The organism is Aquimarina amphilecti, assembly GCF_900109375.1.
Lineage (GTDB): Bacteria > Bacteroidota > Bacteroidia > Flavobacteriales > Flavobacteriaceae > Aquimarina > Aquimarina amphilecti.
The window spans coordinates 218,134-243,993 of sequence record NZ_FOAB01000002.1; the positions used below are offsets into that span (position 1 = coordinate 218,134).

The window sequence follows — 25,860 nt, forward strand, 5'->3', positions numbered from 1 at the left end:
TATGTACTACAATCTATCAGTTAATTCTTAGGAAAGAAACTTTTTACATCATAAACAAAATGGTGTCAGTTTTTAATAAGTCAATATTAGGCTTTTAAATTTATCATGTTCCACGGTTAAAACAACTACTTGATATTGCTTAAATAAAAAACAAATATTGTTATTTATAATAAACTAAAAACAAGTTTTACTTCCCCAAACATTTCCTTAAACTATCTCTCCAATATGGAATCTCAATTTTGAATACTTCTTTTATTTTTATCTTATCCATTACGCTAAAACTTGGTCTTTTTGCCGGTGTAGGATACGCTTCGGTATTTATTGGTAATACTTTAATACTTGTATTACTTTCCTGAAAAATCGCTTTTGCAAAATCATACCAACTGGCTACTCCTTCATTACTATAATGGTATAAACCAAACGCTTTACTACTTTTTCCTATAATTAATTTCAGAATAAAGTCAGCCAAATCTCCTGCATATGTTGGAGTACCTATTTGATCACAAACCACATTTAATTGATCTTTTTCTTTACCTAATCTAATCATAGTCTTCATAAAATTATTTCCATGTTCAGAATATAGCCAAGACGTTCTAAGTATAAAATGTTTTTCTAATGATAAAGCTGCTTTCTCTCCTTTTAACTTAGTTAAACCATAAATCCCAATAGGGTTTGTATTATCTTCTTCTGTATAAGGTATAGATTGACTTCCTTCAAAAACAAAATCTGTTGATATCTGTATGAAAACCGCATTACTACTCTTACAAGATTTAACTAAATTACTCACTCCTAGTTCATTAACCCTAGTCGCTAAGTCTATTTCTGATTCAGCCTTATCTACTGCAGTATAGGCTGCACAATTAATGCAATATGCTATATCATTAATCTCAAAAAAAGTAACTACTTCTTTCTCTGAAGTAATATCTAGTTCATCATAATCAACATATAAAAAATTATAATTTTTTATATGGTTTTCTCGATCCTTAATACAAGAAGCTAACTGACCTTTACCACCTGTTATTAATATATTTTTCATAATCGAGCATTTTCGAAAGTTGGCAAAATCATATCTTTTTCAGACACTTTTGTTTGATCAGACAACAAACCCCAATCTATATTAAGTGATTGATCGTTAAATATGATACCTCCTTCTGAAGCCTTATTATAAAAATTATCACACTTATAAAAAAAAGTAGCTGTATCACTAAGAACTGAAAAACCATGCGCAAAGCCACGAGGAATATATAATTGTTTTCTATTTTCTCCTGTTAATTCTATAGCAATATGCTCTCCAAAAGTTACGGAGTCTTTTCTCAAATCTATTGCAACATCTATAACTTTTCCTTGTAAAACTCTTACCAACTTAGCTTGGGCGTATTTTCCAATTTGATAATGTAATGCTCTAATTACTCCTTTTGTTGAAAAAGATTGATTGTCTTGTACAAAATTAACTTCTTTACCAATAAGTTCATTAAACTTATTTTGGTTATAACTTTCAAAAAAGTAACCTCTTTCATCTTTAAAAATGGTCGGCTCTAATACAAAACAACCTTTAAGTTTAGTTTCCGTTGCTATCATCCCTAATCTTCTAAAATGCTCATCAAATGTTTACCATAGCCACTTTTAATTAATGGCTTGGCTAATTCTCTTAACTCATTATTAGTAATATACCCCATCCTATAAGCCACTTCCTCTATTGCCCCAATCTTTAAACCTTGACGCTCTTCTATTACTTGAACAAATTGTGATGCTTGCATTAAAGAGTTAAACGTACCTGTATCTAACCAAGCTGTACCTCTATCCAGAATACTAACATTTAACTTCTCTTTTTCCAGGTAAGCTTTATTTATATCAGTAATCTCAAGTTCACCTCTGTCACTTGGTATAATATTTTTTGCAATATCGACTACCTTGTTATCATAAAAATATATTCCAGGCACTGCAAAATTTGACTTAGGTTTCTTTGGCTTTTCCTCAATAGAAATTGCTTTTCCATTAGCGTCAAATTCGACTACTCCATATCGTTCAGGGTCATGTACGTGATATGCATAAATAATACCCCCTTCCGGATCACTATTAGCTTGCAAAAGCTTTGCCAAACCTGTTCCATAAAAAATATTATCCCCTAAAATAAGTGCAACTTTATCGTTTCCAATGAATTCTTCACCAATTATAAATGCTTCTGCTAACCCATTAGGTTCTTCTTGGACTGCATATTCAAATTTACAACCATATGCCTTTCCATCTCCAAGAAGTTTTTCAAATGATGGTAAATCATGTGGGGTTGAGATAATAAGAATTTCTTTAATCCCTGCCCACATTAATGTTGACAATGGATAATATATCATGGGCTTATCATATACCGGCATGAGCTGTTTACTAACAGCTAAAGTAAGAGGGTGTAATCTTGTTCCAGATCCCCCTGCGAGTATTATTCCTTTCATATAGCATTGTATTTTTTAAGGTACCAAGAGATAGTTTTTTCTATTCCTGTCTCAAAATTTTCATCAGCTTTCCAACCCAGTTCGTTTTCTATTTTAGAAGCATCAATTGCATAACGTAAATCATGTCCAGGACGATCTTTTACATAAGTTATAAGATCATTATAGGATTTTCCACTTTTTCGAGGAATTTTTTCATCCAATATCTGACAGATTTTAGAAGCAATATAATTATTATTTCTTTCATTAAGTCCTCCTATATTATATGTCTCGCCACTTATTCCGTTTCTAAAAGCAGTTTCTATTCCTTTGCAATGATCTAAAACATATAACCAATCTCGAATATTCTTTCCATCTCCATAGATAGGGATATTTTCCTCAGAAATGGCTTTTCTAATAATTGTTGGTATTAATTTTTCGTCATGTTGTTTTGGTCCATAATTATTAGAACAGTTCGTAGTTACAACATTTAAACCAAATGTATGATAATAACTTCTAACTATCATGTCTGAAGAAGCTTTAGACGCACTATATGGACTATTCGGCGCATATGGTGTTTTCTCTGTAAAAAGACCTTCATTTCCTAAAGAACCATATACCTCATCAGTAGATATATGTAAAAACCGAAAGTCATTTTTATCTTTTTTTACAGTAAATGGAGCATCCATCCAATACTTATAAGCGATATCCAGTAAAGTAAAAGTCCCCAAAACATTCGTCTTTATAAAAATAGCAGGGTCCTTTATCGAGTTATCTACGTGTGATTCAGCAGCAAAATGAATAATCCCTTCTATTTTATTTTCTAAAAATATTTTTTCAATAAGATTTCTATTACAAATATCCCCTTCAACAAAACTGTATCGTTCTTCTTCTAATTCCTTTAGATTATCTAAATCTCCTGCATATGTTAACCTGTCTACATTGATTATTTTTATATCCTTATTTTTTTCTAAAAAATAGGGGACGAAATTAGAACCTATAAAACCCGCCCCACCAGTTACTAATATTGAATTCATTTTATTAAATCTTTTTTCTAATGATTGGTTATTCAAATAATTTATAAACTACATTATAATCGGAAACTTTAATTTTATGAATCTTTTTTTTCATATTCTTTTAAAAATCTATTTATAGATTTTAAAATAAGAAACAAGAAAGTCAACAAAATTGAGCTCAACGGTAACAATACTTTCTTTTTAGAAAAGAAATCATTTACCAACGCCCCTTTATTTGGAAAATCAGAAATAACGTTAATAATATTTTCCGAATCTGCCTTTTTTTGATTCAATCTAATAATTTCTGCATTAAGTATTTTAGCTTCATTTAACAAAGCAATTTCAGAACGGTCTAAATTTTGATTATCAGAACTCAAATTAATGCTCGTACTTCCTGAGCTTTCTGGTTTTTTAATTTCTAGCAGTTTTAACTTTTGATAAAACGATCTAAGAGAATCAACTTCGACTAATTGTTTTTTTGCTACAGAATCACTAATTCTTAAATTTAATTCATTAGTTCTTTTCTGAATATTAAAATAATTATTGTTTTCAATTGAGCGAACAATGGCATTTTGACACTTTTTTGCAACTTCAGGATTCTTTGATTTTAATTCTATCTTGTGGAACCTAGAGTTGATGTTGTTAAAATTTTTCAAATAAGTTTCATAATTAAAATTAACCCTAGAGATTGAGTCTAAAGTAGAAACAAAATCACTAAAATATTTTAGTTTTTGATTATCATCTGTAAATGATTCTATTTCAATTTTTGTTATGTTTTCTGCCTCTTTATCTGATATTTTTAAAGAAAATGCTAGTGTTTGATAAGCCTCTTCTTTTGCTAACTCATTGTAAAATTCTATATTATTATAAAGCTGTTGAGTGCTATTAAAATTAGGCTCTACAATCATGGAAGATCTATATACATCTTCGGAAACATAATCCCAATACCATCCAATTCCTAAACCAACAATTCCAGCAATTACAAATTTTAAAAAATGTATCTGTATAAATTGAAGAAAAACAATTAATAGATGAAAAATACCTTTAAATATATCTCCAATGAATCTAAATAGCCTGTTAAAACCATCACCGATCATCTTAAATAATTGTCCTAGATCTATTTCTTCCGAAGTGTTTTCTTTATTCGTGCTCATAGTAAAATATAAATATTACCTATCAGTTTTTATAATATTTGCGCAAAGGTAATGCCTTTTGAGAAATATATATAACAGTCTTAAGTATAATTATTCCCGCTTAAATAGTATAAGATGATTTTAAAAAATTCTTTAACTAACAATAACACCTAAAGCAATAGAAAAGAAACTTAAATTGTTACAATAAACAAAATTTACCCTAACCATTTGAACCTATAAATCCCGCTCCTCCAGTTACTAGTACACTTTTAAACATAAACTTAATTATTAATAAAATTTTCTAATTTTTTAGAGGAGTTTTTTATTAAAAAAACAAACGACACAAAAAAGCAAAGAAAAACAGGCAATAATACAATTAGTCGTTTATGTATTCCTAATGCGTCCCTAACAATATTACCATAATCTATAACATCTACCAAGTTAGTATCTAGTTCCAGAGTTTTTTCCTGGTCATTAATTGTTCCCAATAAAAATGCTTTCTTATCTATTAAAGAGGCTATTGTAGGTATTTTCGATTCATCCCCTAAGACTATTACATCCTTTGATTCAGAAATGGGGTTTTTATTTAACCTATCTAAATAGTCCTCAATAAAAATCAACGTTTTTTTATTCTTTTCTAAATTAGATTTTGTCTGTTTTTGTATCAAAGAAAGTTCTTTAATGTAATATTCATTCTTGCTGATAAAACTCAATAATTGTCTAGAAATCTTGGTATTATTCTTATTCTCATTTTTAAATACTAAGGTCAATTTATGGTTTTTATAAAAACTCTTGTACTTCCCACTTTTTAAAGCCTCATTTTCATAACCTTCCATAAATTTATTAAAATAATTTTGACCAGGATAAATGATTTGTAATTTATCTATAACATCTTTAGACTCGATTATAGGTTCTATAGTAACCTTTTTAAGATACTTTAAATCTGAAGAATGTAAATCTATTTCTTTTAAGAATAATTTATCCTTAAATTTAATATTCAAGTTTTTAACAAAATCATATATGTAAGGAATAGTACTATATTTAGGAGCTAGAATAATTTCTTGTTTATGTCTCTTATTTAAAACTAAAGTCTTCTCTATAAAATAACCACCGACAGCACCTAAAACAAGTAAAATTAAAAACAAAACCCATTTTTTCTTATAAAACAACAAAGCTTTTATCAAAAGTTTTAATAAACCCTTCAGCCCTTTTATAATAGATTTAAAAAATTGCCCTAGATCTATTTCTATATTATTTGTTTTTTCCTGGGTCATTATTCTTATCCTTCTTTAAATATTTGCTCTAAAATCTTTTCGGTAATCAAATATGTAGGTTTTACTCCTGTAGTCCCTAATCCTCCTGATGCTAATGTACTTCCTGTTTCTAATGGATTATCAGAAGCGTAATAAGCATAATTCACTTTTACATCAGAACTTATACTACCTCTTAACTTAGAAGCAGATTGAATGGCTTTTTGATAATGAGCCCCTTCCATTTCTAATCCTATAACATTCCAAGTAGAATCGTGAAAAAACTTTAAAATATCTCTGTTTTGCAATGATGTCCCTAATACAGTTATCATTGCTCCTTCATATATATCTATACCTTGACCTTCTAAGTCCTCCTTCTTTAATCCATTATCAAAAGGATAATTGTCAGCAGTACCTTCAAAAACGTGAGCGGACGGTATCATAATATCACCTTTTCCTCCTTCTAAAATACCCGCTTTTCCCATTAGGGAAACAGATTTGACATTCAAATATTTTACTCCATCAGGTTTAACATAAGGTTTCAAAAGTTCATCCATTGTTTCATATGCCTGTTCTCCAAAAGCATAATCCATTACTATAATCACTGGTTTATCTTCTTTCTTAACATCTTTTATGAATGAAGCATAGGTATCACCCGTATAATTAGCACTATCGAAAATCTGAACATTTATATTAGTTCCGCTTTGATCTTCTATGTAAGTCATCCCTTTCTGTAACGCCAATTTTTCCACCTTAGCTCTTAACTTGTCACTTTTATCTTCACTTAGCAACTCATAAATATCAAAAGTAGTTTTATTCTTTAATTCTGTTTTTAAAGCAATTGGAGCATACATTGTGTTCATTACACTATGCATATTGGCACTTATAACATGTATCGGTCTATCCAACAGGTCTAGCTCTTCTAACTTGTTTTTGATACTATTTGCCCATCTTTCTCCATGAATATGATGTCCTAAACGTTCTCTTAGAACTGGACTAAAAGTAACAATCCTTTTATTTTCATTAACAGATTCATCAATAGCTAACTTACCTAACCAGTATATTATATGAAGAAATCGCTCTTTATTTTCAGGGCAAGAAAAGCTATTGTAAATAGAAGTCACCTCCTGAAAAGTTCTTCCTAAAATATTTGCTGTATGTGTAAGTGCAACTTCTCTTTGCGCCTTGGTAAGTTCTTTTTTAGAAGAAACAGCTTTTTCTAATTTATCCCAATCCCTTGTAACATTTCCTTCTTCATTAATCACCACTCGATTCATTATCTTATGAGATTCTACAAATAAAAATGTTAAATGGGTAAGAATATCATATATCTCGGATCTACCTCGAGTAATCTCTATATTCATCTGCTCTTCATCAATCCTGTAGCAGTTTCTTCTTCTTTTTGGAGGGACAATCGCTTTAAAATGAGAGTCTTTATAACCTTCTTCACTAGTAAGATTTATATATCTACACTCTTCAATACCAATTGGTAAACGATCAATTACATACAACAAACCATCTAATTCTACTTTTTCCTCAGCAACAGAACCATAAATTTCTGGTCGAAGCGTAAGCAATCCTTCTCTTAAAGTATCACCAGAAACTCCCATCGGTTTATAAAAACCTCTATTGAATAAATGTCGCATTGTAATATACATGCGTTCTATTGCGCTGGAACTTTCCTGTGCTCTTGTTCTTCCTTTTAATTTTTGACTTGTCATAAATTTTTCCTAACAAATATATAACTTATTTACCTATACTGATTCCTAAGGAATCTACAATCTTTCTATCATTAGAAAGCCTTGGCAACTTATTTTGCCCTCCCAATTTACCTATAGATTTCATATACAAATTAAAACCATCTTTGGGAACGGATCTAACCTTTAATGTTCTTAACACATTACCAACTATAAGATCGTCATAATATGTATTTTGTTTTCGTAAAGAATTATCAATCTCAATAGCAAAATTATCTATGTTTTGTGGAGTTTCCTGAAATTCTACAAACCACTCGTGATATGGCAATTCAGAATCCTCAGGATTAATTTGTGGAGCAACTGTAAACTCTTTAATCGTCATGCCTGTTGCTTCAGTTGCTTCTTTAATTGCCTGTTCTACTTCTTTCCCTATTACATGTTCTCCAAAAGCAGAAATAAAGTGTTTTATTCTTCCCGAAACTACCAATCTGTATGGTGATGTACCTGTAAACATAACGGTATCGCCAATGTTATATGACCATAAACCTGCATTAGAAGAAATAAGCATTACATAATTTACTCCAACCTCAACTTCTCCTATCGTTAATCGTTTTGAGTTTTCTTCAAAATACTCATCTGCTTTTATAAATTCATAAAACATTCCGGAATCCAATTGTAACAGCATTCCCTTTTCATTCTGTTTATCCTGAAAAGCAAAAAAACCTTCAGAAGCTGGATATAGTTCAATACTGGCAACTTTTCTTCCGATTAATTTTTCAAAAGTTGCTTTATACGGTTCAAAATTTACACCTCCATATATAAATAATTCAAAATTTTTAAAAAGCTCACCAATGGGTTTATCCGTCTTCTTTTTAAGTTTTTCAAAATACATTTGTACCCAAGGAGGAATCCCACTAATAATCGTCATATTTTCATTAACGGTTTCTTCTACAACGGCATCTACCTTTGTTTCCCAATCATCAATACAATTCGTTTCCCAACTTGGTAATCTATTTTTCTGGAGATATTTTGGAACATAATGTGCAACAATACCTGAAAGTCGACCTAAATTGATTCCATTCTTTTCCACAAGCTCTGGACTTCCTTGTAGAAATATCATTTTTCCATCTACAAAAGCTGCTCTCTTACTTTCTTCTACGTAACATAAAATTGCATTCCTAGCTGCCCTGATATGCGTTGGCATTGAATCCGATGTTAAAGGAATATATTTTACACCACTAGTAGTACCCGAAGTTTTAGCAAAATATATAGGTTTCCCTGGCCACAAGACATCATTTTCTCCCTTTACGACCCTATCTACATACGGACGTAATTGTTCATAATCACGAACAGGTACTTTTTTAATAAAATCATCATGATTTTTTATACTAGCAAAATCGTGATCCTTCCCAAAAGCAGTATTACTAGCTGAGTTTATTAAATTATCAAAAACACGTTTTTGTGTAATCACAGGATTGCTAGCCCATTTATTTATCTTTTTGCGAATATGTTTTGCAAAAATTTTAGCCCCTAATGTTTTAATAGACATTGTATCTTATTATTCAAAATCAATAAACTTTGATGGATCTGTCGGATATCCATCTCTCCATAATTCAAAATGCAAGTGAGGTCCGGTAGAAAGTTCTCCTGTAGACCCAGCTGTTGCAATAACTTCTCCTGACTTCACTAATTCACCTTGCTGTTTTGTTAGTGAAGCATTATGCTTATATACGGTTAGTAAACTATTACCATGTTCTAATATAATCACGTGTCCAGTTTCTGAAGTCCATTCTGCAAAAATTACCGTTCCGGCCGCTGCAGCTTTAATTGGAGTATCTTTTGGCACAGCAACATCAATTGCATAATGCTTTTCATTCACATTATACTTAGAGGTAATACTTCCTTTAACAGGTGGGAAAAGTGAAAAATCAGTACTCGATTTTTCGCTTTCGAACAAACTGTATTTATCCTCTCTAGATACCTCTTCTCTAAGTTTTATATCTTGTTCAGACGGATTTAAGTCTACCTCATCAGGGTTTAATTTCTGAGACTGTACAGCAGAATCAATATCAAACTCAACAGTTTTAACATCTCCTGTAAGTACTTTTTTAATAGAATTATAATATTCTTGATTAACTGACAGTACCGTTTCTAATGAATCGGCTGTAGAAACCAACCTTGTTGCCTTTTGATTCAGCGATGTAGAAGAATATCCTGGAATATATTCTCTTAATGGTGTAAAAGCAATTAAGATAGTTGTGCAAGAAACCAAAACAATAGAAGTAATCATTAACAATACAAATACATTTAGCCTAGTAAGCTTAAAGGATATTCGTTCCTCAAAAGTATCTTCATTAAGAATTACTAATCGATACTTATTTAATAGCTTCTTAGTAATTCTTTTTTGTTCTTTTTTCTTCTTAGCCATACATCAATCTAATATCGACAGTTATGTTTGTTACGCAAATATACATATTCTCCTTGCGGATAAAAATGCCAAATTTTATATTAAAACGTTATTTAAAAGTGAATAGTCTTATTCTAAGGTGTGAATATTCTCTTAAAAGAAGTTTTTAGCGGTCTAAAAATGCCTTTTTTACCTAAATCTTATTAACTTTGTATTCTAAATTTAAGAACATGATGTCATTAAGTGTATTTTTAGGAATGTTAGGTCCGTGGCAAATTGCATTAATTGTTGCTGTGGTTTTGCTTTTATTCGGAGGTAAAAAAATTCCAGAATTGATGAGAGGTTTAGGAAGCGGAATAAAAGAATTTAAAGATGCTTCTAAAGAGGAAGAAGATCCTAATAAAATAGAAGAGAAAAAGTAATCTATAGTTATATAGTAATAAAAAAGCCTGACTTAAATAAGTCGGGCTTTTTTTATTAAAGAAATTGCTTGTTTCCTTAAAAGTCTATCTTAAGTAACCAAAAAACTACAGTTGTTAACAATCTGCAAAAATATTGATTGACTTTCTAATTTATTTCACAAACTACTCATTAACAGTATAAAATGATCTAATTTTCATATATAAATGTGGGAAATAATCATTTTTTGACACAAAAAACATTTAAAAACTACGGTAAAACCATAAAATTTGTGTATTTCGTCGAAATAAAAAACCACTTCATCTAAAAGTTATTCATATGTTTTATTACACCATTATTTCGTGCTAAATTTGAATCAAATAAGTAAGTAACTTCATAAAGCCCCAAACTATGAAAACTATATTTTTTACCATCGTAATTTTATTTTCTTTCTCAACTATTAGTGCACAAGAGACTACTAATCAAAACACGACTACTGTTAAGGCATCAAAATTAGATTTTTATAATGCTCTTATAAAGGCAAATAACTTTGATATTACTATTAAGGAAAACAAAAAAGAAGTTACAAACACTACCAAAAAAGATTTCTATAACTTGTTACTAGAAAAGAACGGTTTTAATACTGATACTCAAAAAACAACAAGATTGACAAATCTTTTAGACAAAAAGGAAAATACAAAAATCACTCAAAAAAATGCTACTGCAAGTTTACTACCATAATTACAGGGCATATAAAAATATAGTAAATACTCCTTTTAAACTAAAAGGAGTATTTTTTTTGACTTTATTAGAAGTATCTAATCTACCAAAGAGAGTTGAATTCTCTTTCTAGATAGGTCCACACTCATTACAGTAACCATAAGATGCTGGTTTAATTGAACCACAGCGTTTACATCACTTATAAACTCATTAGCAAGTTTAGAAATATGGATTAATCCACTTTCCTTAATACCAATGTCGACAAAACAACCAAAATTAGTAATGTTATTTACTATTCCGGGTAATTTCATTCCTGATTTTAAATCATTTATTGTCTTTACATTCGGATCAAACTCAAAAACAGTTGCCTTTTTTCTAGGATCTACACCTGGCTTTTCTAATTCTTTTACAATATCTGTTAATGTAGGTAACCCCACATCCTCTGAAATATAATCTTGTAATCTAATTTTAGTAATTGCAACCTTATTTCCTATTAACTCTTTTAATGAAACTCCTACATCTTTTGCCATCTTAGAAACCAACTTATATCTTTCTGGATGCACAGTTGAGTTATCTAATGGATTATTAGGTTCCGTGATTCTTAAAAAAGCCGCAGCTTGTTCATAAGCCTTTCCTCCAAGTCGAGGTACTTTTTTTAATTGCTCTCTAGATGCTAATGCACCATTTTCTGATCTATAATTAACAATGTTTTCCGCAAGCTTATCACCTATTCCGGACACATAACTTAGTAATGGAGCACTCGCTGTATTTACGTTAATACCTACACTGTTTACACAACTCATTACCACTGTATCTAATTCATTTTTTAGTTTGATCTGATCTACATCGTGTTGATACTGTCCAACTCCTATTGCCTTAGGGTCAATTTTCACCAATTCTGCTAATGGATCTGCTAATCGTCTGCCAATAGATACGGCACCACGAACTGTTACATCATAACTAGGAAACTCTGCTCTAGCAATTTTTGAGGCAGAATATACAGATGCGCCACTTTCATTAACCATAAAAACCTGAATTTGCCCTTCAAATGGGATTTTTTTGATAAAAGCTTCTGTTTCTCTTGCTGCAGTACCATTTCCTATCGCAATTGCTTCAATTTTATAAGCATTAACTAAAGATTTAATCTTTTTTATAGCGTTGGTTGTTTCCCGTTGTGGGGGATGCGGATAGATGTTTTCGTTATGAAGTAAACCTCCTTGCTTATCCAAGCAAACAACTTTACACCCAGATTTAAAACCTGGATCTAATGCTAGTATGCGTTTCTGACCTAAAGGAGATGCTAACAATAATTGTTTTAAATTTTGTGCAAACACTTTAATTGCATTTGCATCTGCACCTTCTTTTGCTTGGTTTAACACTTCAGTAGAAATCGCTGGTGTTAGTAATCTTTTATATGCATCCGCAATTGCCAAAAATAGTTGATCTGTACAAGCTTCTACATTAGATTTAATCACTACATCATCAATAATATCTAAAGCATCATTTTCAGGGACAGTAATTTTTACCCTTACTATCTTTTCGTTTTCGGCTCTAAGAATAGCTAATAATCGATGAGAAGGGCATTTATGTAATGGTTCTTCCCACTCAAAATATTGTTGGTACTTCTGCGCCTCATCTTCATCTTTTTTAGTTTTAATGACCGCAGAACTTATTGCAGCTCTACGTTGATATAATCTACGAAGTCTATTTCTAATCTTTTCATTTTCATTTACCCATTCTGCAATAATATCTCTTGCTCCTTGTAGTGCTAATTCTTCATTGATAATTGTGTCATTAATATATCTAGAAGCAACAAATAGAATCTCCTCTTCTCGTTGTTCCATGATTATTTTAGCCAAAGGTTCGAGACCTTGCTCCTTAGCAACGGTTGCTTTTGTTTTTCTCTTTTTCTTATAAGGAAGATAAAGATCCTCTACTTCAGACAACGTTTGTGCAGTTTCTATACGTTTTTGTAACTCTGGTGTTAGCGCCTCCTGTTCTTTAATTGAAGTAAGAACACTTTCTTTTCTTTTTTGTAAGGCTTCAAATGCTGTTTTATACTTTACAATTTCACCTATCTCAACCTCATCCAAATTACCAGTCATTTCCTTACGATATCTGGAAATAAATGGAATAGTAGCGCCATCATTTAGTAATTCGATGGTTTTGTTGATTTGCTTTTCTGAAACAGGAACCTGTTTAGAAATAAAAGAAACAATATTCATTGGTTACATTTTTTGAACCGCTAAATATATTATAAAATTACCTATTTCTACTCAAATTTAATAGACTTGATGATCGCTTCTAATTCGAACATAAAATTTCTTTTTCTTACGGATGGGGCTAAAACAAACCCTTCTATTACAAGCTGTCGATCGTTAGCTACATCATCAATTACGTAATTAACGAAAGGTCCTGCCATATAACGATCCTTAATTTCCCAAGTACCTTTCGTTTCGAAAGCAAATTTATCATCCAACTTAGTTTCATAAAGATAAGGCGCATATGCTTCTTCCGTAATAAATTTCCCAGAATTAGTAGGAATTTTTAGCATTCCTACGGAGTCTCTTACTTTTATAATTTTAGCAATTGTATTAGAGTCTTTAGGAATACTCCCCATAGGAAGTTCGTATATCATAAGGTTCATATCTCCATTGGTAATATCTTTACGTAACCAAAAGAATTTATCTTCTTCATTAGCAATTCGATATGCAGAAGGTATTTTTAGCGTAATACCCATTTTCTCTTTTAATTGTGGAATATATTCTACCGATTTTTTAATTCGAGATTGTTTTTCTCTCATTTCCAGTTTTTTATACTTCTTGATCATATCTGCTGATCGTTCTTGAATAAGACGCATAATTTCATCCTGACTAGTTCCAGTAATCACATATCCCAATTGTGGGGTCGCATATTTATTGTTTGCAACATATACTTTAGACTCCTCTCCTTCTTGAATCTTAAGAAATGTACGATTTCTTCTAGATAAACCGGTAAAAGCTTCTGTAGGAAGTTGTCTCATAGAAAACACTGGTTCTTCTTGTGGTAAACCAGGAACTTCCGCTCCGAAATACTTGCGTATCGTATCCCCTAAACTACCTGTCCAAAGTTCGTTATCTATAATTACAGATAGTTCGTTTATTTTACCAAAAGATTGTGCAAGTGAACCTTTTATTTTTTCTGAAGTATTTTTTTTAGTTTCTGTACAACTTGCTATACAGAATACACAAATAATGGCTAGAGCTAGTTTTTTCATAATGCAAATATACTTGGGATGTTATAATATTAAAAATAATACTATCCAGATAACGGATATCCTTCGGGTTATAACATCATAAACCGTTCCAATTGCACTTTTTAATAAACAAAATCGAAGATTAAGATTTAGATAATTTTAGCTTCATACCAGGTTTAATTCCTGTGCCACTGATATTATTCCAACTACGTAGGTTCTCTATCGAAACTCCTTTAAATTTTTGAGAAATACTCCATAAAGTATCACCAGACCTTACTGTATATGTTTCAGAATTACTGGGGTTGGTACTTGCTACGGCTTTTTTGGTATTTGTTTTCTTTTTTGGTCTACTAACTACGGGACGACGTGGATAAATAGTTAATCTCTGTCCAATTCTAAGATTATTACTTCGTAATCCGTTCCATCTTTTTATTTGGCTAACACGGACTCCGTATCTTCTAGCAATTTTTCCCAAAAAATCACCACTACGCACACGATATCTTATCTTGTCATTAGCTTCAATAAGCTTAGGCAGTGGTTTTTCTCTCTTATTAAACTCTTCTTGTGCTAGTGCGTATATTTGATTTTCATTAGCTACAAATTTACCTACTTGATCTAACGGCAAACGTAACACATAATTTTCATCCTTTATATGAGGAATTATATCTAGCTTATAAGAAGGATTTAAAAACTGTAACTCTTCCATATTAATATCCATAACTTCTGAAACCTGATCCAAGGTGATCATCTGCTTTACTTTAATGGTATCAGTTTCGAAATATGCAAATTCAGGTTTTCTTGGTTTGAAACCGTGTTCTTCTGCATACTCAAAGATATACATCGTTGCTAAAAATGCTGGTAAATACCCTGCAGTTTCTCTTGGTAGGTTATGACGAATATTCCAATAATTTGTATAACCACCACTTCGTCTGATTGCCTTTGTTACATTTCCTGGTCCCGAATTATATGATGCTAATGCTAGATCCCAGTCCCCAAATACTCGATAAAGACTAGCTAAATATTTACAGGCAGCTTGAGTAGCCATAATAGGATCCATCCGTTCATCTACATATGAGCTTACCTCTAATCCAAACATTTTTCCAGTTCCAAACATAAATTGCCACAATCCGGTTGCTCCTACTCTTGACTTGGCTCTAGGTTTTAATGCAGATTCTACAATCGCTAAGTATTTTATTTCTAAAGGAATATTCTGATTATCTAATTCTTGTTCGAACAATGGGAAATAAAATTCACTTAATGCCATTAACCTCTCAAGATGCTCATGGCGATTTTTAAGGTAGTTCTTAATTACACTTTCTAATGAGGTGTTATATTCAACGTTAAAAGGTGTACGTGCATTTAATTCCGCTAATCTAGCCTTCAACGTATCCGTAGGAAGATCTACATATTGAACGGGCTCATAATCTAATTCAGTTACTGATTTATAAATGGTATCGAATAAACTAGAATTATACAACTCCTCTTTCCATATAGAATCTAACTTGGCTAACTGTGGATGATCCTTAACTGCATACATCACACTATCTTTAACACTTGTCCTTGTAAACGTAGTTGTTTTAAGTTCACCAACCGCACTAATGACTTTGGTGGTATCGACTACCTGAACAGTATCTTTTTGTAAAGTTAATTCTTTATCAAGTGTTACTATTCTTGATGGCTTCGTTTTTGTGCTAATGGATGGGATTGTATCTTGTGCTTGCAATGAAGCTAGACAAAAAAGAAAACTAAGATAAAACCAACAATTTTTAATCATTTCAGATATTGTTTACAATTACTCAAACTAACGGATATTTAAGTGCAATTAGTGTTATGTTTCAACAAGTTATTAACAACACTCCTGCGAAAGTCGTATTTTTTTTCTAAAATCCAAAAAATCAACAAGTTAAAAACATAAAAAAATCAGTCGAAACGACTGATTTTTAATAACTTTTGGGTTTATTAAGACTTTTCTTACAACATTTTAGCCTATTGTTAATTTTTAATTGCCGCTATACCTGGAAGAGTCTTTCCTTCTAAACTTTCTAACATGGCTCCACCACCCGTAGAAACATAACTTACCTTATCTCCAAATCCAAACTGTTTTACTGCAGCAACAGAATCCCCTCCACCTACAAGAGAAAAAGCTCCTTTTTCTGTAGCTTCTGCTATAGAATGTCCTAAAGCAATTGTTCCATTAGCGAAGTTTTCCATTTCGAAAACACCTAAAGGTCCATTCCAAAGTATTGTTTTTGAATTTAAAATTACTTGATGAAAATTCTTTATCGTTTCTGGTCCTGCATCAAGTCCTTGCCATCCATCAGGAATTGCATCCACACTCATCGCTTTTGTATTTGCATTGTTATCAAACGCATCTGCTCCTATCACATCTACTGGCAAATGTATTTGTACTCCTTTTTCTTCAGCTTTCTTTAAAATCTCTAATGCTAATTCTTGTTTATCATCTTCGCAAATAGAGTCTCCTATTTTTCCTCCTTTCGCTTTGATAAACGTATAAGTCATTCCACCACCTACAATAAGGTTATCTACTTTGTCTAAAATGTTTTCTATAATTGTGATTTTAGAAGAAACTTTAGATCCGCCTAAAACTGCTGTAATTGGCTTTTCTCCACTTTTAAGTACTTTATCAATACTTTCGATTTCTTTTGCTAATAGACTTCCAAAACACTTGTTTTCCGGAAAAAACTGAGCAACTATAGTTGTAGAGGCATGTGCTCTATGCGCTGTTCCAAAAGCGTCATTTACATAAACATCTCCTAGCTTTGATAGTTGTTCTGCAAAATTAGTATCACCAGCTGTTTCTTCTTTATGAAATCTTAAGTTTTCTAATAATAATACCTCTCCTGGGTTTAACTGAGAAACTGCAGCTTCTGCTTCCTCTCCTATACAATTAGATACAAATTTCACCTGAACTCCAATTACATCTGCAACTTGTTCTACGATATGATTTAATGAAAACTCCTCCTGAACTCCCTTAGGGCGACCTAAATGCGACATTAAAACAGCGCTTCCTCCATCTTCTAATACCTTAATAATAGTTGGTTTAGCAGCTTGAATTCTTGTGTTATCAGTTACTTTAAAATTTTCATCTAAGGGAACATTAAAATCTACTCTGATTAATGCTTTTTTATTTTCAAAATTGAAATCATTAATTGTTTTCATCGGATTGGATTGATTTTGGTAAACGAAAATAATTTTATTTCCTCAAAAACACTGAAAACTATTAGAAAAATTAAACTAATTTTTCTGCAAACTTCCACTTTTATCGATTTTTAGCAAAAAGATGCTTTTCAATGAAAAAATCACATTTTATTTATATCTATTCTCCTAGTTAAATATTGTGCATTATTAAATTATATTTGCTCTATGCTTTTTTCAGAAATATTGGGGCTTGCACATATTAAAAGTTACCTTACTACAAGTGTAGAAAGAGGACGTATTCCTCATGCTCAACTTTTCGTAGGGCCAAGTGGTAGCGGTACTTTACCAATGGCTATTGCATATGCTCAATATATTTTATGTCAAAATACTGGAGGTGAAAATACGGGAGGTAATTCATCTTGTAATATAAAATTTGATCATCTCGCGCATCCTGATTTACATTTTGCGTATCCAGTTGCCACTAACGATAAAGTAAAAAAACATCCTACCGCAAATCACTTTGCTGAAGAATGGAGAACTTTTATAAATGATAACCCTTACGGGAGCATTTTTGATTGGTACCTTTCTCTAGGTATTGAAAAAAAACAAGGGCAAATTGGTGTTGATGAAGCATTAGATGTTGTAAAGAAATTATCTTTAAAAAGTTATGAAGGTGGTTATAAAGTCATGTTAATATGGATGGCTAATAAAATGAATATAGCTGCTTCTAATAAGTTACTTAAACTAATTGAAGAACCACCTGAAAAAACCGTTTTCATATTAATTACTGAGGATGAGGAGCAATTGATACAAACCATTAGATCTAGGTGTCAAGTATTGCATTTTCCTCCTTTAGGCGAACAGGTAATAAAAGATGCTTTAAAAGCATCAGAAAACCTTTCTGATACAGAAGCTTTAAAGATTGCACACCAGGCAAACGGTGATTATAGTAAAGCATTACATTTATTGCATCATGATGGTGGCGATGAACAATTTGAAGATTGGTTTATACAATGGGTACGAACAGCTTTTAGAGCTAAAGGAAATAAATCTGCAGTTAATGACTTAATTAGTTGGAGTGAATCTATTGCTGGTTCTGGAAGAGAAACGCAAAAGAGGTTTCTGAATTATTGTCTTGATTTTTTTAGGCAAGCGTTATTATTAAACTATAATGCGGAGGATCTTGTATTTCTTCAACCCAAAACCAATGGTTTTAAACTTAAAAATTTCGCTCCATTTATTCATGGAGGTAATATAATGGATATAAGTAATGAACTGCAAGACGCAATTTACCATATAGAACGTAATGGTAACGCTAAAATCATTTTGACCGACCTTTCTATTAAACTTACTAGATTACTACATAAAAAGGTCTCGTAGGCTTTTTTAGAACTTATTGTTTATCTCAAAACTAAACTCAATTTTATGGATAATTTTATGACTCATATTGTCTCGATTACAATTTTACTGTTTTTACTTATTACTTTTTTACAATCAGGTATTGATAAGATTGCAGATTGGAAAGGGAATCTAGGTTGGTTAAAAGAACATTTTTCAAAAACATTTTTAAGTAATATGGTACCGTTACTTTTAGGATCTATATTAATTATTGAAATCATAACTTCGATACTTTGTATCGGCGGTATTTATCATTTAATAATGGATAATCATACTGGATTTGGAATTGCAGCAATGTTCGCTGCATGTATCACTCTTTTAATGCTTCTGTTTGGTCAACGAGTTGCTAAGGACTATCCAGGCGCTTTAACTATTACATGCTATTTTATAGTAGCTGTTTTTGGATTATATGTAATTACCTCATAAAAAAAGAGCACTATAAAAGTGCTCTTTTGTATTATGAAAATAATTAATGCTATTGCTTTACTAATTTTATAATTTTCTTAGCACCTTTACTAGTTTCAACTTCTGTAAAATACACTCCTTTTTTTAGTAAACTAATATCAAAAGAGTTCTGGATACTTTGTAACACTAACTTTCCAGATACATCAAAAACTTTTATTAAACTTATATCTGTATTAATACTTACTACAGTATTTGCCGGGTTTGGATATAGATGAATATTTGTCTTTTCATTGTCTATTACATCTAATGTATTCCCTTCTGCTCTAAAATAATATATTTCTGTGCTTTGTGTTACTCTATTAGCAAATGTAATAATCACTCTATACTCTCCAGGTTCTAAGACCATACAATCAGCCCCTGTTTCAAAATCAAACCAATCCGAACTACAACTATCATCTGTAGTTGGACAAGTGTCATCAAGTGGTCTATTACAAGAAATATCATCCAATCTTTGCCATACAATAGATGCTGCATTTGTAAAAGACACATCGACCTCTTCTCCATTTTCATCCTGAATACTAATAACCGGATAACTCTGTCCTATCAATGCACAGAATAGAATTTCATCCGCATAATCAATGATTGGGTTTTGGTTAGTTATTGTTACCGTAATCGATTTTAAGACTTCACAACCATTTACATCTAGGACTTTTACCACATATTCACCTGAAACATCAACATCAAAAGTATTACTTGTTTGTTCTGGGAAGAGCATCGTAATTCCATCTGCACTTAATAATTGATAGGCATAAACTGGTGTGCCTCCACTGGCATTTACGATAATTGTTCCTGTTTCATCAGTATCTACGGATACCAAAAGTTCTGATGGATCTATCAGTGTTATCGGAATAATAAAACTACAACCTAGGCTATCTTGTGCTAAAAATTCATAAGATCCCGCAGGAATGTCTGTAAATGTATGTTGGCCACTAACACCATCCTCATTATCAGAATAGAACAAAGATGGGTTTATAGAAGATGCAAAAGCGTAAGGCGGCGTTCCACCTGAGACTTCCAGTCTTACAATTCCATCGGCCTCACCATTACAACTTATATCAGATACTAACTCCCCTGTTACAACTAATGGAGTTATAGGATCTATTCTATAATCTTCTGTATAACTGCAGCCATCATCTGTTCTTACCTCAAAGGTGTAGGTGTATCCTTGTTCCAAATCAGCAAACATATTTGACGTTTGCCAAGGAGTTGTTATTGGAGCGCTAATTCTATATTCAAAAAAGCTGGTATCATTAGTACCAGTTGCAACTACTGTAATACTGGTAGAAGAAGTAGAACAAGTAATGTCTGTAGCTGTAAAATCAAGATCTACTATCTCCTTGATTGGATCTATGTTCAAGGTTCCTAATAAAACAGGACAAGTAATTGTATTAGAGTCTCTAATATAAACAGTATAATCCCCGTCTATTAATCCTGTAAATTGATTATTCCCCGACCAAATTATAGCATCCAAGCTGTATTCATATTGCCCATTTCCTCCAGTGGTGTTTGATACTGTGATTTCTCCAGATGTATCACAATTGTAATCTTGGGTAATCGCCATATCTGCCGTAATCGGAATGTCATTCTCTGTAGATATCACAGTGCTGAAAGAACAAAAAGAAGTTATTCCTCGTCCGTCATCAGTGGCAACTACAATGTAATCTCCCGAAGACACTTCAGTATATACTCCAGTAGTATTTCCTGTTATATTAGCAGTAGGTGTTCCAGTACTATCCTGTAACTCATAAGATAATGTACCTTGCACAGCACCAGATGTTATTGCTGTTATTACTCCATCAGCGTCTCCACAAGTAGGAGTCGTGGTAAATGCCGCGCTAATTATTAACTCATCATAAACCCTAATGATCGTATTCATTGAACACCCAGATTCATCTGTAATGGTTATTGTATAGGTTCCAGAGGTCGCTACAATAAATTGGTGATTATTATTATCTATATTACCTACTACTGCAGCTCCTTCATCCAACTGATACAATAGAGTACCAAGACCTGTTCCTTCAACATCTATTACGTTATTATTATCATAAACACAATCATCTATAAAACTCGCTACAACTGTCGGAAGAGGGTTTACTATTACATTAACATCTACTGGCCCAAAACTACATCCATTAGCATCTGCAACCCATATATCAAAATCACCAGCGACGTTACCCAAATCAATTATATTGCTATTTATAGGATAAACGCCTGGGTTACCAGCTCCATCAGCTGTAAATGCATAGGTATAACCATCAGCCGTCTGAGAAATATCAAACGGAGTACCACCATCCGTTTGCATTATTATCTGTGCATTATCACCACAACTATTCGCTGGTGTTATATTTGTTGGAATTGAATACAATGAATCGGGAATATCTATCACAAAATCTTGTCTAGCTGGACAACTCGTACCATTTTCTCTAACAATTACGTAATATTGACCTGCTGAAAAATTTGATATAGTTACCGGAACGTTGGTTCCAGTTAGGTTCGTTGCAGTTCCAAAATACGAGGCTCCTAAAGAAACGTTTGTAGTTTGAGAAAACACTTCCCATGAAACTTGAGTTACGGATGGGTTGTATTCCGAAATTTCAAAACTAATTTCCCCGTCTCCTGAATCTGATACCTGTGCACAACTTGCATCTGTAACCGTAAGATTCAAAATTTTTGGTTCAGACGGAGGATTAATTGGTGAAATTAATTCCCTATAGACACAATTTGTAGCATTATCTCTAACTTCAATCGTGTAAGCTCTATAAAATGCTAAACCATAATATTTATGATCTCTTATTGGTGTATTAGCATCTACTATTGTTGATCCTCCTTCACCATCATTTAGCGGCACAAAATCTCCAAGACCTGGGGATGGTTCACCTACAATGCGTATATCAAAACCTGGTGGCGGATCCACTGGGGGATTTATACCTGCGCCTCCTTGTACAATGACATCTAGAATAATACCCTCTGAACAACTAGGGCCTACAGTTATATTAGCTACTAAATCATCTGGTGGAGATACCATATTATAAGGTCCAAATGATACTTGACTGCAGCCATTGATATTATCTGTACCCTGAACGAAAATATAATACTGTCCAAAATTAAGTCCTTCAAAGCGAACTTCTGTAGCCGTTGTTATAATTGGATTCGAAGAAATCGTTATAGAAGGAATCAATGGTGTAATTGCTATATTTGCAGCATCTACTAAAGTATATGTATATGATCCTGCACCTCCACTTATAGTTAAATCTATAGCTCCTAAGTCAGTAATAATATCTGATCCTCCACAAGTTACTGGTGTAATCGTATTAGACACCTCTATAATAGCATTAGATTCATTAATAATAACATTTTCGTAATTTTCGCATTGGTTACCATCTATTACTTGGATCTCATACCCTCCAACGGCTACATTATCAAAAGTTATTGTGTCATCTTCTACGGGTCCAATTTCAACATTTCCATCCAAAATATAAGTAAATGGAGGTGTCCCGTCCGTAATTACAACTTCTATTCGTCCAAGTTCTTCTGCACATACAGGATCTACGGTAGTCACAGAAACTACAGGATCGATAGAAGGTACATTAATGGTTGAGACATATTCACATCCAGGAAAGTTAGTATCTATGGCATAAACCGTTACATCTCCGGGCGTAGAAATAACAAATGTTCCTGTAGTATTCGTATAAGGTCCTCCAGAAGTTAAACTAAAAGCAAAATTAATTGGTACGTTTACAACACTAACATTACCTTCATTATCACAACCTATAGGATTCATGGAAAGTTCTTGTTGATACTCGTTTTTAAATACACTAAAATAAAATGGAATGATACATCCACCTTCAAACTCTGCAAAAATTCTATAATCACCTGCTTCTGAAACCGTATATCTTGAAGTATTACCACCTGTAACTTCTTCCCAGTTAGCATCTGTACAATTACCATCTAATAAAGAACAAGGATCATTAGAATTTGCCTGGCAAGTACCTGAATAACTTAAACGTTGCCAAGAAATACCATCCAAAACAGATGAATCGAAATTAGTTTCTAAAAATAAACTTTGATCACCACATAATAAAATTTGTGGAATAGAAAGACCATTACAATCTTCAGTTACTACAGTGGTTCCATTAACATAGTCCAAAATTGGATTCTGGATATCGTTAAAACCTTCGACGTTGAATTCTTCGACTGATGTTGCACATTGTGAATCCGTGCCATCCACATCTTCTTTTGCTACTTTAAAAACACCTGTCTGAGGATTTGGAACTTGAAATGTATTACTTGTAGTAACTACCGGAGTAGAAATACCCGGTCCAGACCAAGTATAATTACTATAGCCGGCACCCGCTATTAATAATAACTCTCCACCACAAAATGGTACATCAATTTGACAAGGAGCAAAATTTACAATAGTATTTCCCATTACTTCTGGTGTAGCGTTACAACTTTCTGAAGAGACTCCAATATCATCCACAACAGCTATTCCTGAGAATAATCCTGTATATGAAGCTGTAGTTGTATTAATAACTTGGTCAGAACAAGCATCTATTAAATCATTACAACTGGTTACTAATTGGGTTCTAAATCGAATGGATATCGCATCACTTGTTACTTCCAATAAGCTACTTGGTACTAAAAATTGTAATATTCCTGGAGATATCTCTGTATACGTTACTCCTGTTGGCAGCGTTGCGTCAGCAATACCCAATAAATTTGTATTTACCGGAAGTATATCTGTAATTATCACCGATCCATCAATGAAATCTTCGTTACCAATATTTTCTATTTCAAGATCATATATAATTTCATCTCCTAGCTCAACATTTCCTCCGGTGATTTCAACCGTTCCATCTGCGTTAAAAACACGTTGTACCAAACTAAGTTCGGGTTCCATTGTTGTGGTAGAAAAAGAATTTAAAAAAACACTAAATCTATCTCTAGTCGTTATTAATTGAAATACTGCGGAAGTTTGACCATTCCCAATAATTGAATTACTTGGATTTGGTAAATCAAAAATATCGATGTCAAATCCTTGGGTATTCCTAGAATTAGGATTTCTGCTAGTAAAGTATGCTCCTTCAGAAGAAATTGAACTATTAAAAAAATTTGTAGTTGGATTAGCCGTATTAGACCCTTGTCCTAATGCTACATAATCACCACTTGTATTCAATACATTTAATTGGTCTCCATCAAGACTAAAGTCTCCTTCCAATGATGCCACTCCATATCTAGTAGATACTGGCAGATTTCCTTGTGGTGTCATAAAACCATTATATGTAAATTCTATTGGGTCATCTCCACTAAATATCTGAGCAAATCCATCGCTAATACTTATGTATTTTGCATCATCTTGAGGGTCTTCATAAATAGCAACTAAAACCCATCCTCCGCAAGCTCCATCTCCACCACTTGTAAAACCTTGTGTTGCATTCATATCCGCAACGGTATACGTTCCAAAAGGATTATCTAGATCCAATAAGCTAGTAACATCCGCATAACATACATAAGGAAATTCATCATTCGCGGTATTTCCTAAAGGATTCGTAGGTGTATTGCTGTATCCGTCAAAAACTACACTAGTAGCAGCAACATCTAGATAGGTACCTCCTGGAATTTTAAATTTTACATTTCTAAAATCTGCAGGCCCCTGTTTTCTTGGATCAACAAGGGGAAGGTCTGTTAAAACATCGTCTCCCTGATCCGTAGATAACGTAGCTAGCACTACGTTAGTTTGTGACTGAAGAAGTGTTACTAAATCTTCATCAAGAAAATTAGCATTACTAATATCGTCATTACCTATAGATACTACAGGTACTGTTATCTCCGGTCCGTTCCCAATAAGTCTTGGCAAAAGACCATTATCATTTACAATAACTACTCCTACCGCACCGGCATTTTGAGCATTTACAACTTTCTCTCTTAAAGAACAAATACCTCCTTTTCTAAGCACCGCTATATTGCCAGTTAGCTCCGCCTCATTAGTAATACTACAACCATCAATAGGTTCTGCTGCTACCAAATAAGAAGTTACCGGACTTCTTTGTATATCTACATTATCATTATCAAACTCAGCATTTCTTACCGTATATTGTTGAGCTAATGGGCCATTATTTATAATTAATGCCGTATTCGTATCGGAATTACTAGCGATTTCAGCATCCAAAAAATTATTAGGACTATTCGCTCTAGTCATATAATAATTTGCTGACCAATATAATCCAGCATACACCAATTTACTGCACTCTTCTCTAGGGGCTGTTAACCTAGCTTCACTTGAACTAAAAGTAGTTGGATCATCATCTACATCTATATAAGCAGTAACGGTATTACCATTATTATCAATACCGTTATAATTCCCATTAGGATTTGTAAACCTATTTCCATCTTTGTCCTCAATCATACCAACAATATCGTTGCCGGTCATGATCAAATCTCCTTTAACCCCTGAGATAGATTTTCTAATCTTAAATGGAACAGTTTCTTGACTAAAAATGGATGTACTAACAAATAACAAGCATATCGCTATTAATTCGAGACGTAATTTTTTATTCATTT

General features: G+C 32.5%; 18 protein-coding genes. 4 read left to right on the top strand and 14 right to left on the bottom strand.

Translation table 11 applies throughout. The features are described 5' to 3' along the window. Nucleotides 1-187: 187 nt before the first annotated feature. The 9 genes from rfbD to BMY33_RS05440 all read right to left on the bottom strand — a co-directional run bounded on the left by rfbD (nt 188) and on the right by BMY33_RS05440 (nt 9,944). Complete coding sequence (rfbD, locus tag BMY33_RS05400) at nt 188-1,036, bottom strand: dTDP-4-dehydrorhamnose reductase (RefSeq protein ID WP_091406448.1); 849 nt, start codon at nt 1,034-1,036, stop codon at nt 188-190. Further along, on the bottom strand, nt 1,033-1,578 hold the full coding sequence (rfbC, locus tag BMY33_RS05405; protein WP_091406450.1) for a dTDP-4-dehydrorhamnose 3,5-epimerase: 546 nt from the start codon (nt 1,576-1,578) through the stop codon (nt 1,033-1,035). Before rfbC ends, rfbD begins: the two co-directional genes overlap by 4 nt. A 2-nt stretch (nt 1,579-1,580) precedes the next feature. Continuing rightward, a complete protein-coding gene (rfbA, locus tag BMY33_RS05410; RefSeq protein ID WP_091406452.1) occupies nt 1,581-2,444 on the bottom strand; it encodes a glucose-1-phosphate thymidylyltransferase RfbA in 864 nt (287 codons plus the stop codon). Next, complete coding sequence (gene rfbB, locus BMY33_RS05415; RefSeq protein WP_091406454.1) at nt 2,441-3,457, bottom strand: dTDP-glucose 4,6-dehydratase; 1,017 nt, start codon at nt 3,455-3,457, stop codon at nt 2,441-2,443. Before rfbB ends, rfbA begins: the two co-directional genes overlap by 4 nt. Before the next feature lie 74 nt (nt 3,458-3,531). Further along, nucleotides 3,532-4,590 carry a GumC domain-containing protein gene (locus tag BMY33_RS05420; protein WP_091406456.1) on the bottom strand — a complete coding sequence of 353 codons (1,059 nt, stop codon included), beginning with the start codon at nt 4,588-4,590 and terminating at the stop codon, nt 3,532-3,534. 260 nt (nt 4,591-4,850) lie between these two features. Then, nucleotides 4,851-5,843 (bottom strand): hypothetical protein, encoded by a 993-nt coding sequence (locus BMY33_RS05425; protein ID WP_091406458.1) that lies wholly within the window; start codon nt 5,841-5,843, stop codon nt 4,851-4,853. A 5-nt stretch (nt 5,844-5,848) separates the two neighbouring features. Beyond that, complete coding sequence (locus tag BMY33_RS05430) at nt 5,849-7,540, bottom strand: DUF6909 family protein (RefSeq protein ID WP_091406460.1); 1,692 nt, start codon at nt 7,538-7,540, stop codon at nt 5,849-5,851. A 25-nt stretch (nt 7,541-7,565) separates the two neighbouring features. Further along, complete coding sequence (locus BMY33_RS05435) at nt 7,566-9,065, bottom strand: GH3 auxin-responsive promoter family protein (RefSeq protein WP_091406462.1); 1,500 nt, start codon at nt 9,063-9,065, stop codon at nt 7,566-7,568. A 9-nt stretch (nt 9,066-9,074) separates the two neighbouring features. Next, nucleotides 9,075-9,944, bottom strand: coding sequence for a M23 family metallopeptidase (locus tag BMY33_RS05440; RefSeq protein ID WP_091406464.1), 870 nt, complete (start codon nt 9,942-9,944; stop codon nt 9,075-9,077). Nucleotides 9,945-10,153: 209 nt separating this feature from the next. Between BMY33_RS05440 and tatA the strand changes: the two genes are divergently transcribed. Together tatA and BMY33_RS05450 are read left to right on the top strand one after the other, a co-directional pair. After that, a complete protein-coding gene (gene tatA, locus BMY33_RS05445; RefSeq protein ID WP_027394483.1) occupies nt 10,154-10,345 on the top strand; it encodes a twin-arginine translocase TatA/TatE family subunit in 192 nt (63 codons plus the stop codon). A gap of 388 nt (nt 10,346-10,733) precedes the next feature. Continuing rightward, on the top strand, nt 10,734-11,063 hold the full coding sequence (locus BMY33_RS05450; protein WP_091406465.1) for a hypothetical protein: 330 nt from the start codon (nt 10,734-10,736) through the stop codon (nt 11,061-11,063). Nucleotides 11,064-11,140: 77 nt separating this feature from the next. On the opposite strand, the gene BMY33_RS05455 is transcribed toward BMY33_RS05450, so the two are convergent. The 4 genes from BMY33_RS05455 to BMY33_RS05470 form a co-directional block, all read right to left on the bottom strand. Further along, nucleotides 11,141-13,267, bottom strand: a complete 2,127-nt coding sequence (locus BMY33_RS05455; protein WP_091406467.1) for a Tex family protein — start codon at nt 13,265-13,267, stop codon at nt 11,141-11,143. Between the two features lie 47 nt (nt 13,268-13,314). Further along, nucleotides 13,315-14,298 (bottom strand): DUF4837 family protein, encoded by a 984-nt coding sequence (locus BMY33_RS05460; protein ID WP_091406469.1) that lies wholly within the window; start codon nt 14,296-14,298, stop codon nt 13,315-13,317. Nucleotides 14,299-14,419: 121 nt separating this feature from the next. Then, the gene (locus tag BMY33_RS05465) at nt 14,420-16,051 is read right to left on the bottom strand and encodes a LysM peptidoglycan-binding domain-containing protein (RefSeq protein WP_091406471.1); all 1,632 of its coding nucleotides are present in this window, start codon (nt 16,049-16,051) and stop codon (nt 14,420-14,422) included. A gap of 218 nt (nt 16,052-16,269) precedes the next feature. Further along, nucleotides 16,270-17,457 (bottom strand): phosphoglycerate kinase, encoded by a 1,188-nt coding sequence (locus BMY33_RS05470; protein ID WP_091406474.1) that lies wholly within the window; start codon nt 17,455-17,457, stop codon nt 16,270-16,272. A gap of 204 nt (nt 17,458-17,661) precedes the next feature. On the opposite strand from BMY33_RS05470, the gene BMY33_RS05475 reads away from it, so the two are divergent. Both BMY33_RS05475 and BMY33_RS05480 read left to right on the top strand, forming a co-directional pair. Next, a complete protein-coding gene (locus BMY33_RS05475) occupies nt 17,662-18,816 on the top strand; it encodes a DNA polymerase III subunit (protein ID WP_091406476.1) in 1,155 nt (384 codons plus the stop codon). 45 nt (nt 18,817-18,861) lie between these two features. Then, a complete protein-coding gene (locus BMY33_RS05480; RefSeq protein WP_170837013.1) occupies nt 18,862-19,260 on the top strand; it encodes a DoxX family protein in 399 nt (132 codons plus the stop codon). A 49-nt stretch (nt 19,261-19,309) separates the two neighbouring features. On the opposite strand, the gene BMY33_RS05485 is transcribed toward BMY33_RS05480, so the two are convergent. Then, entirely contained in the window at nt 19,310-25,858 is a 6,549-nt protein-coding gene (locus BMY33_RS05485; RefSeq protein WP_091406478.1) for a PA domain-containing protein, read from the bottom strand. Nucleotides 25,859-25,860 lie beyond the last annotated feature (2 nt).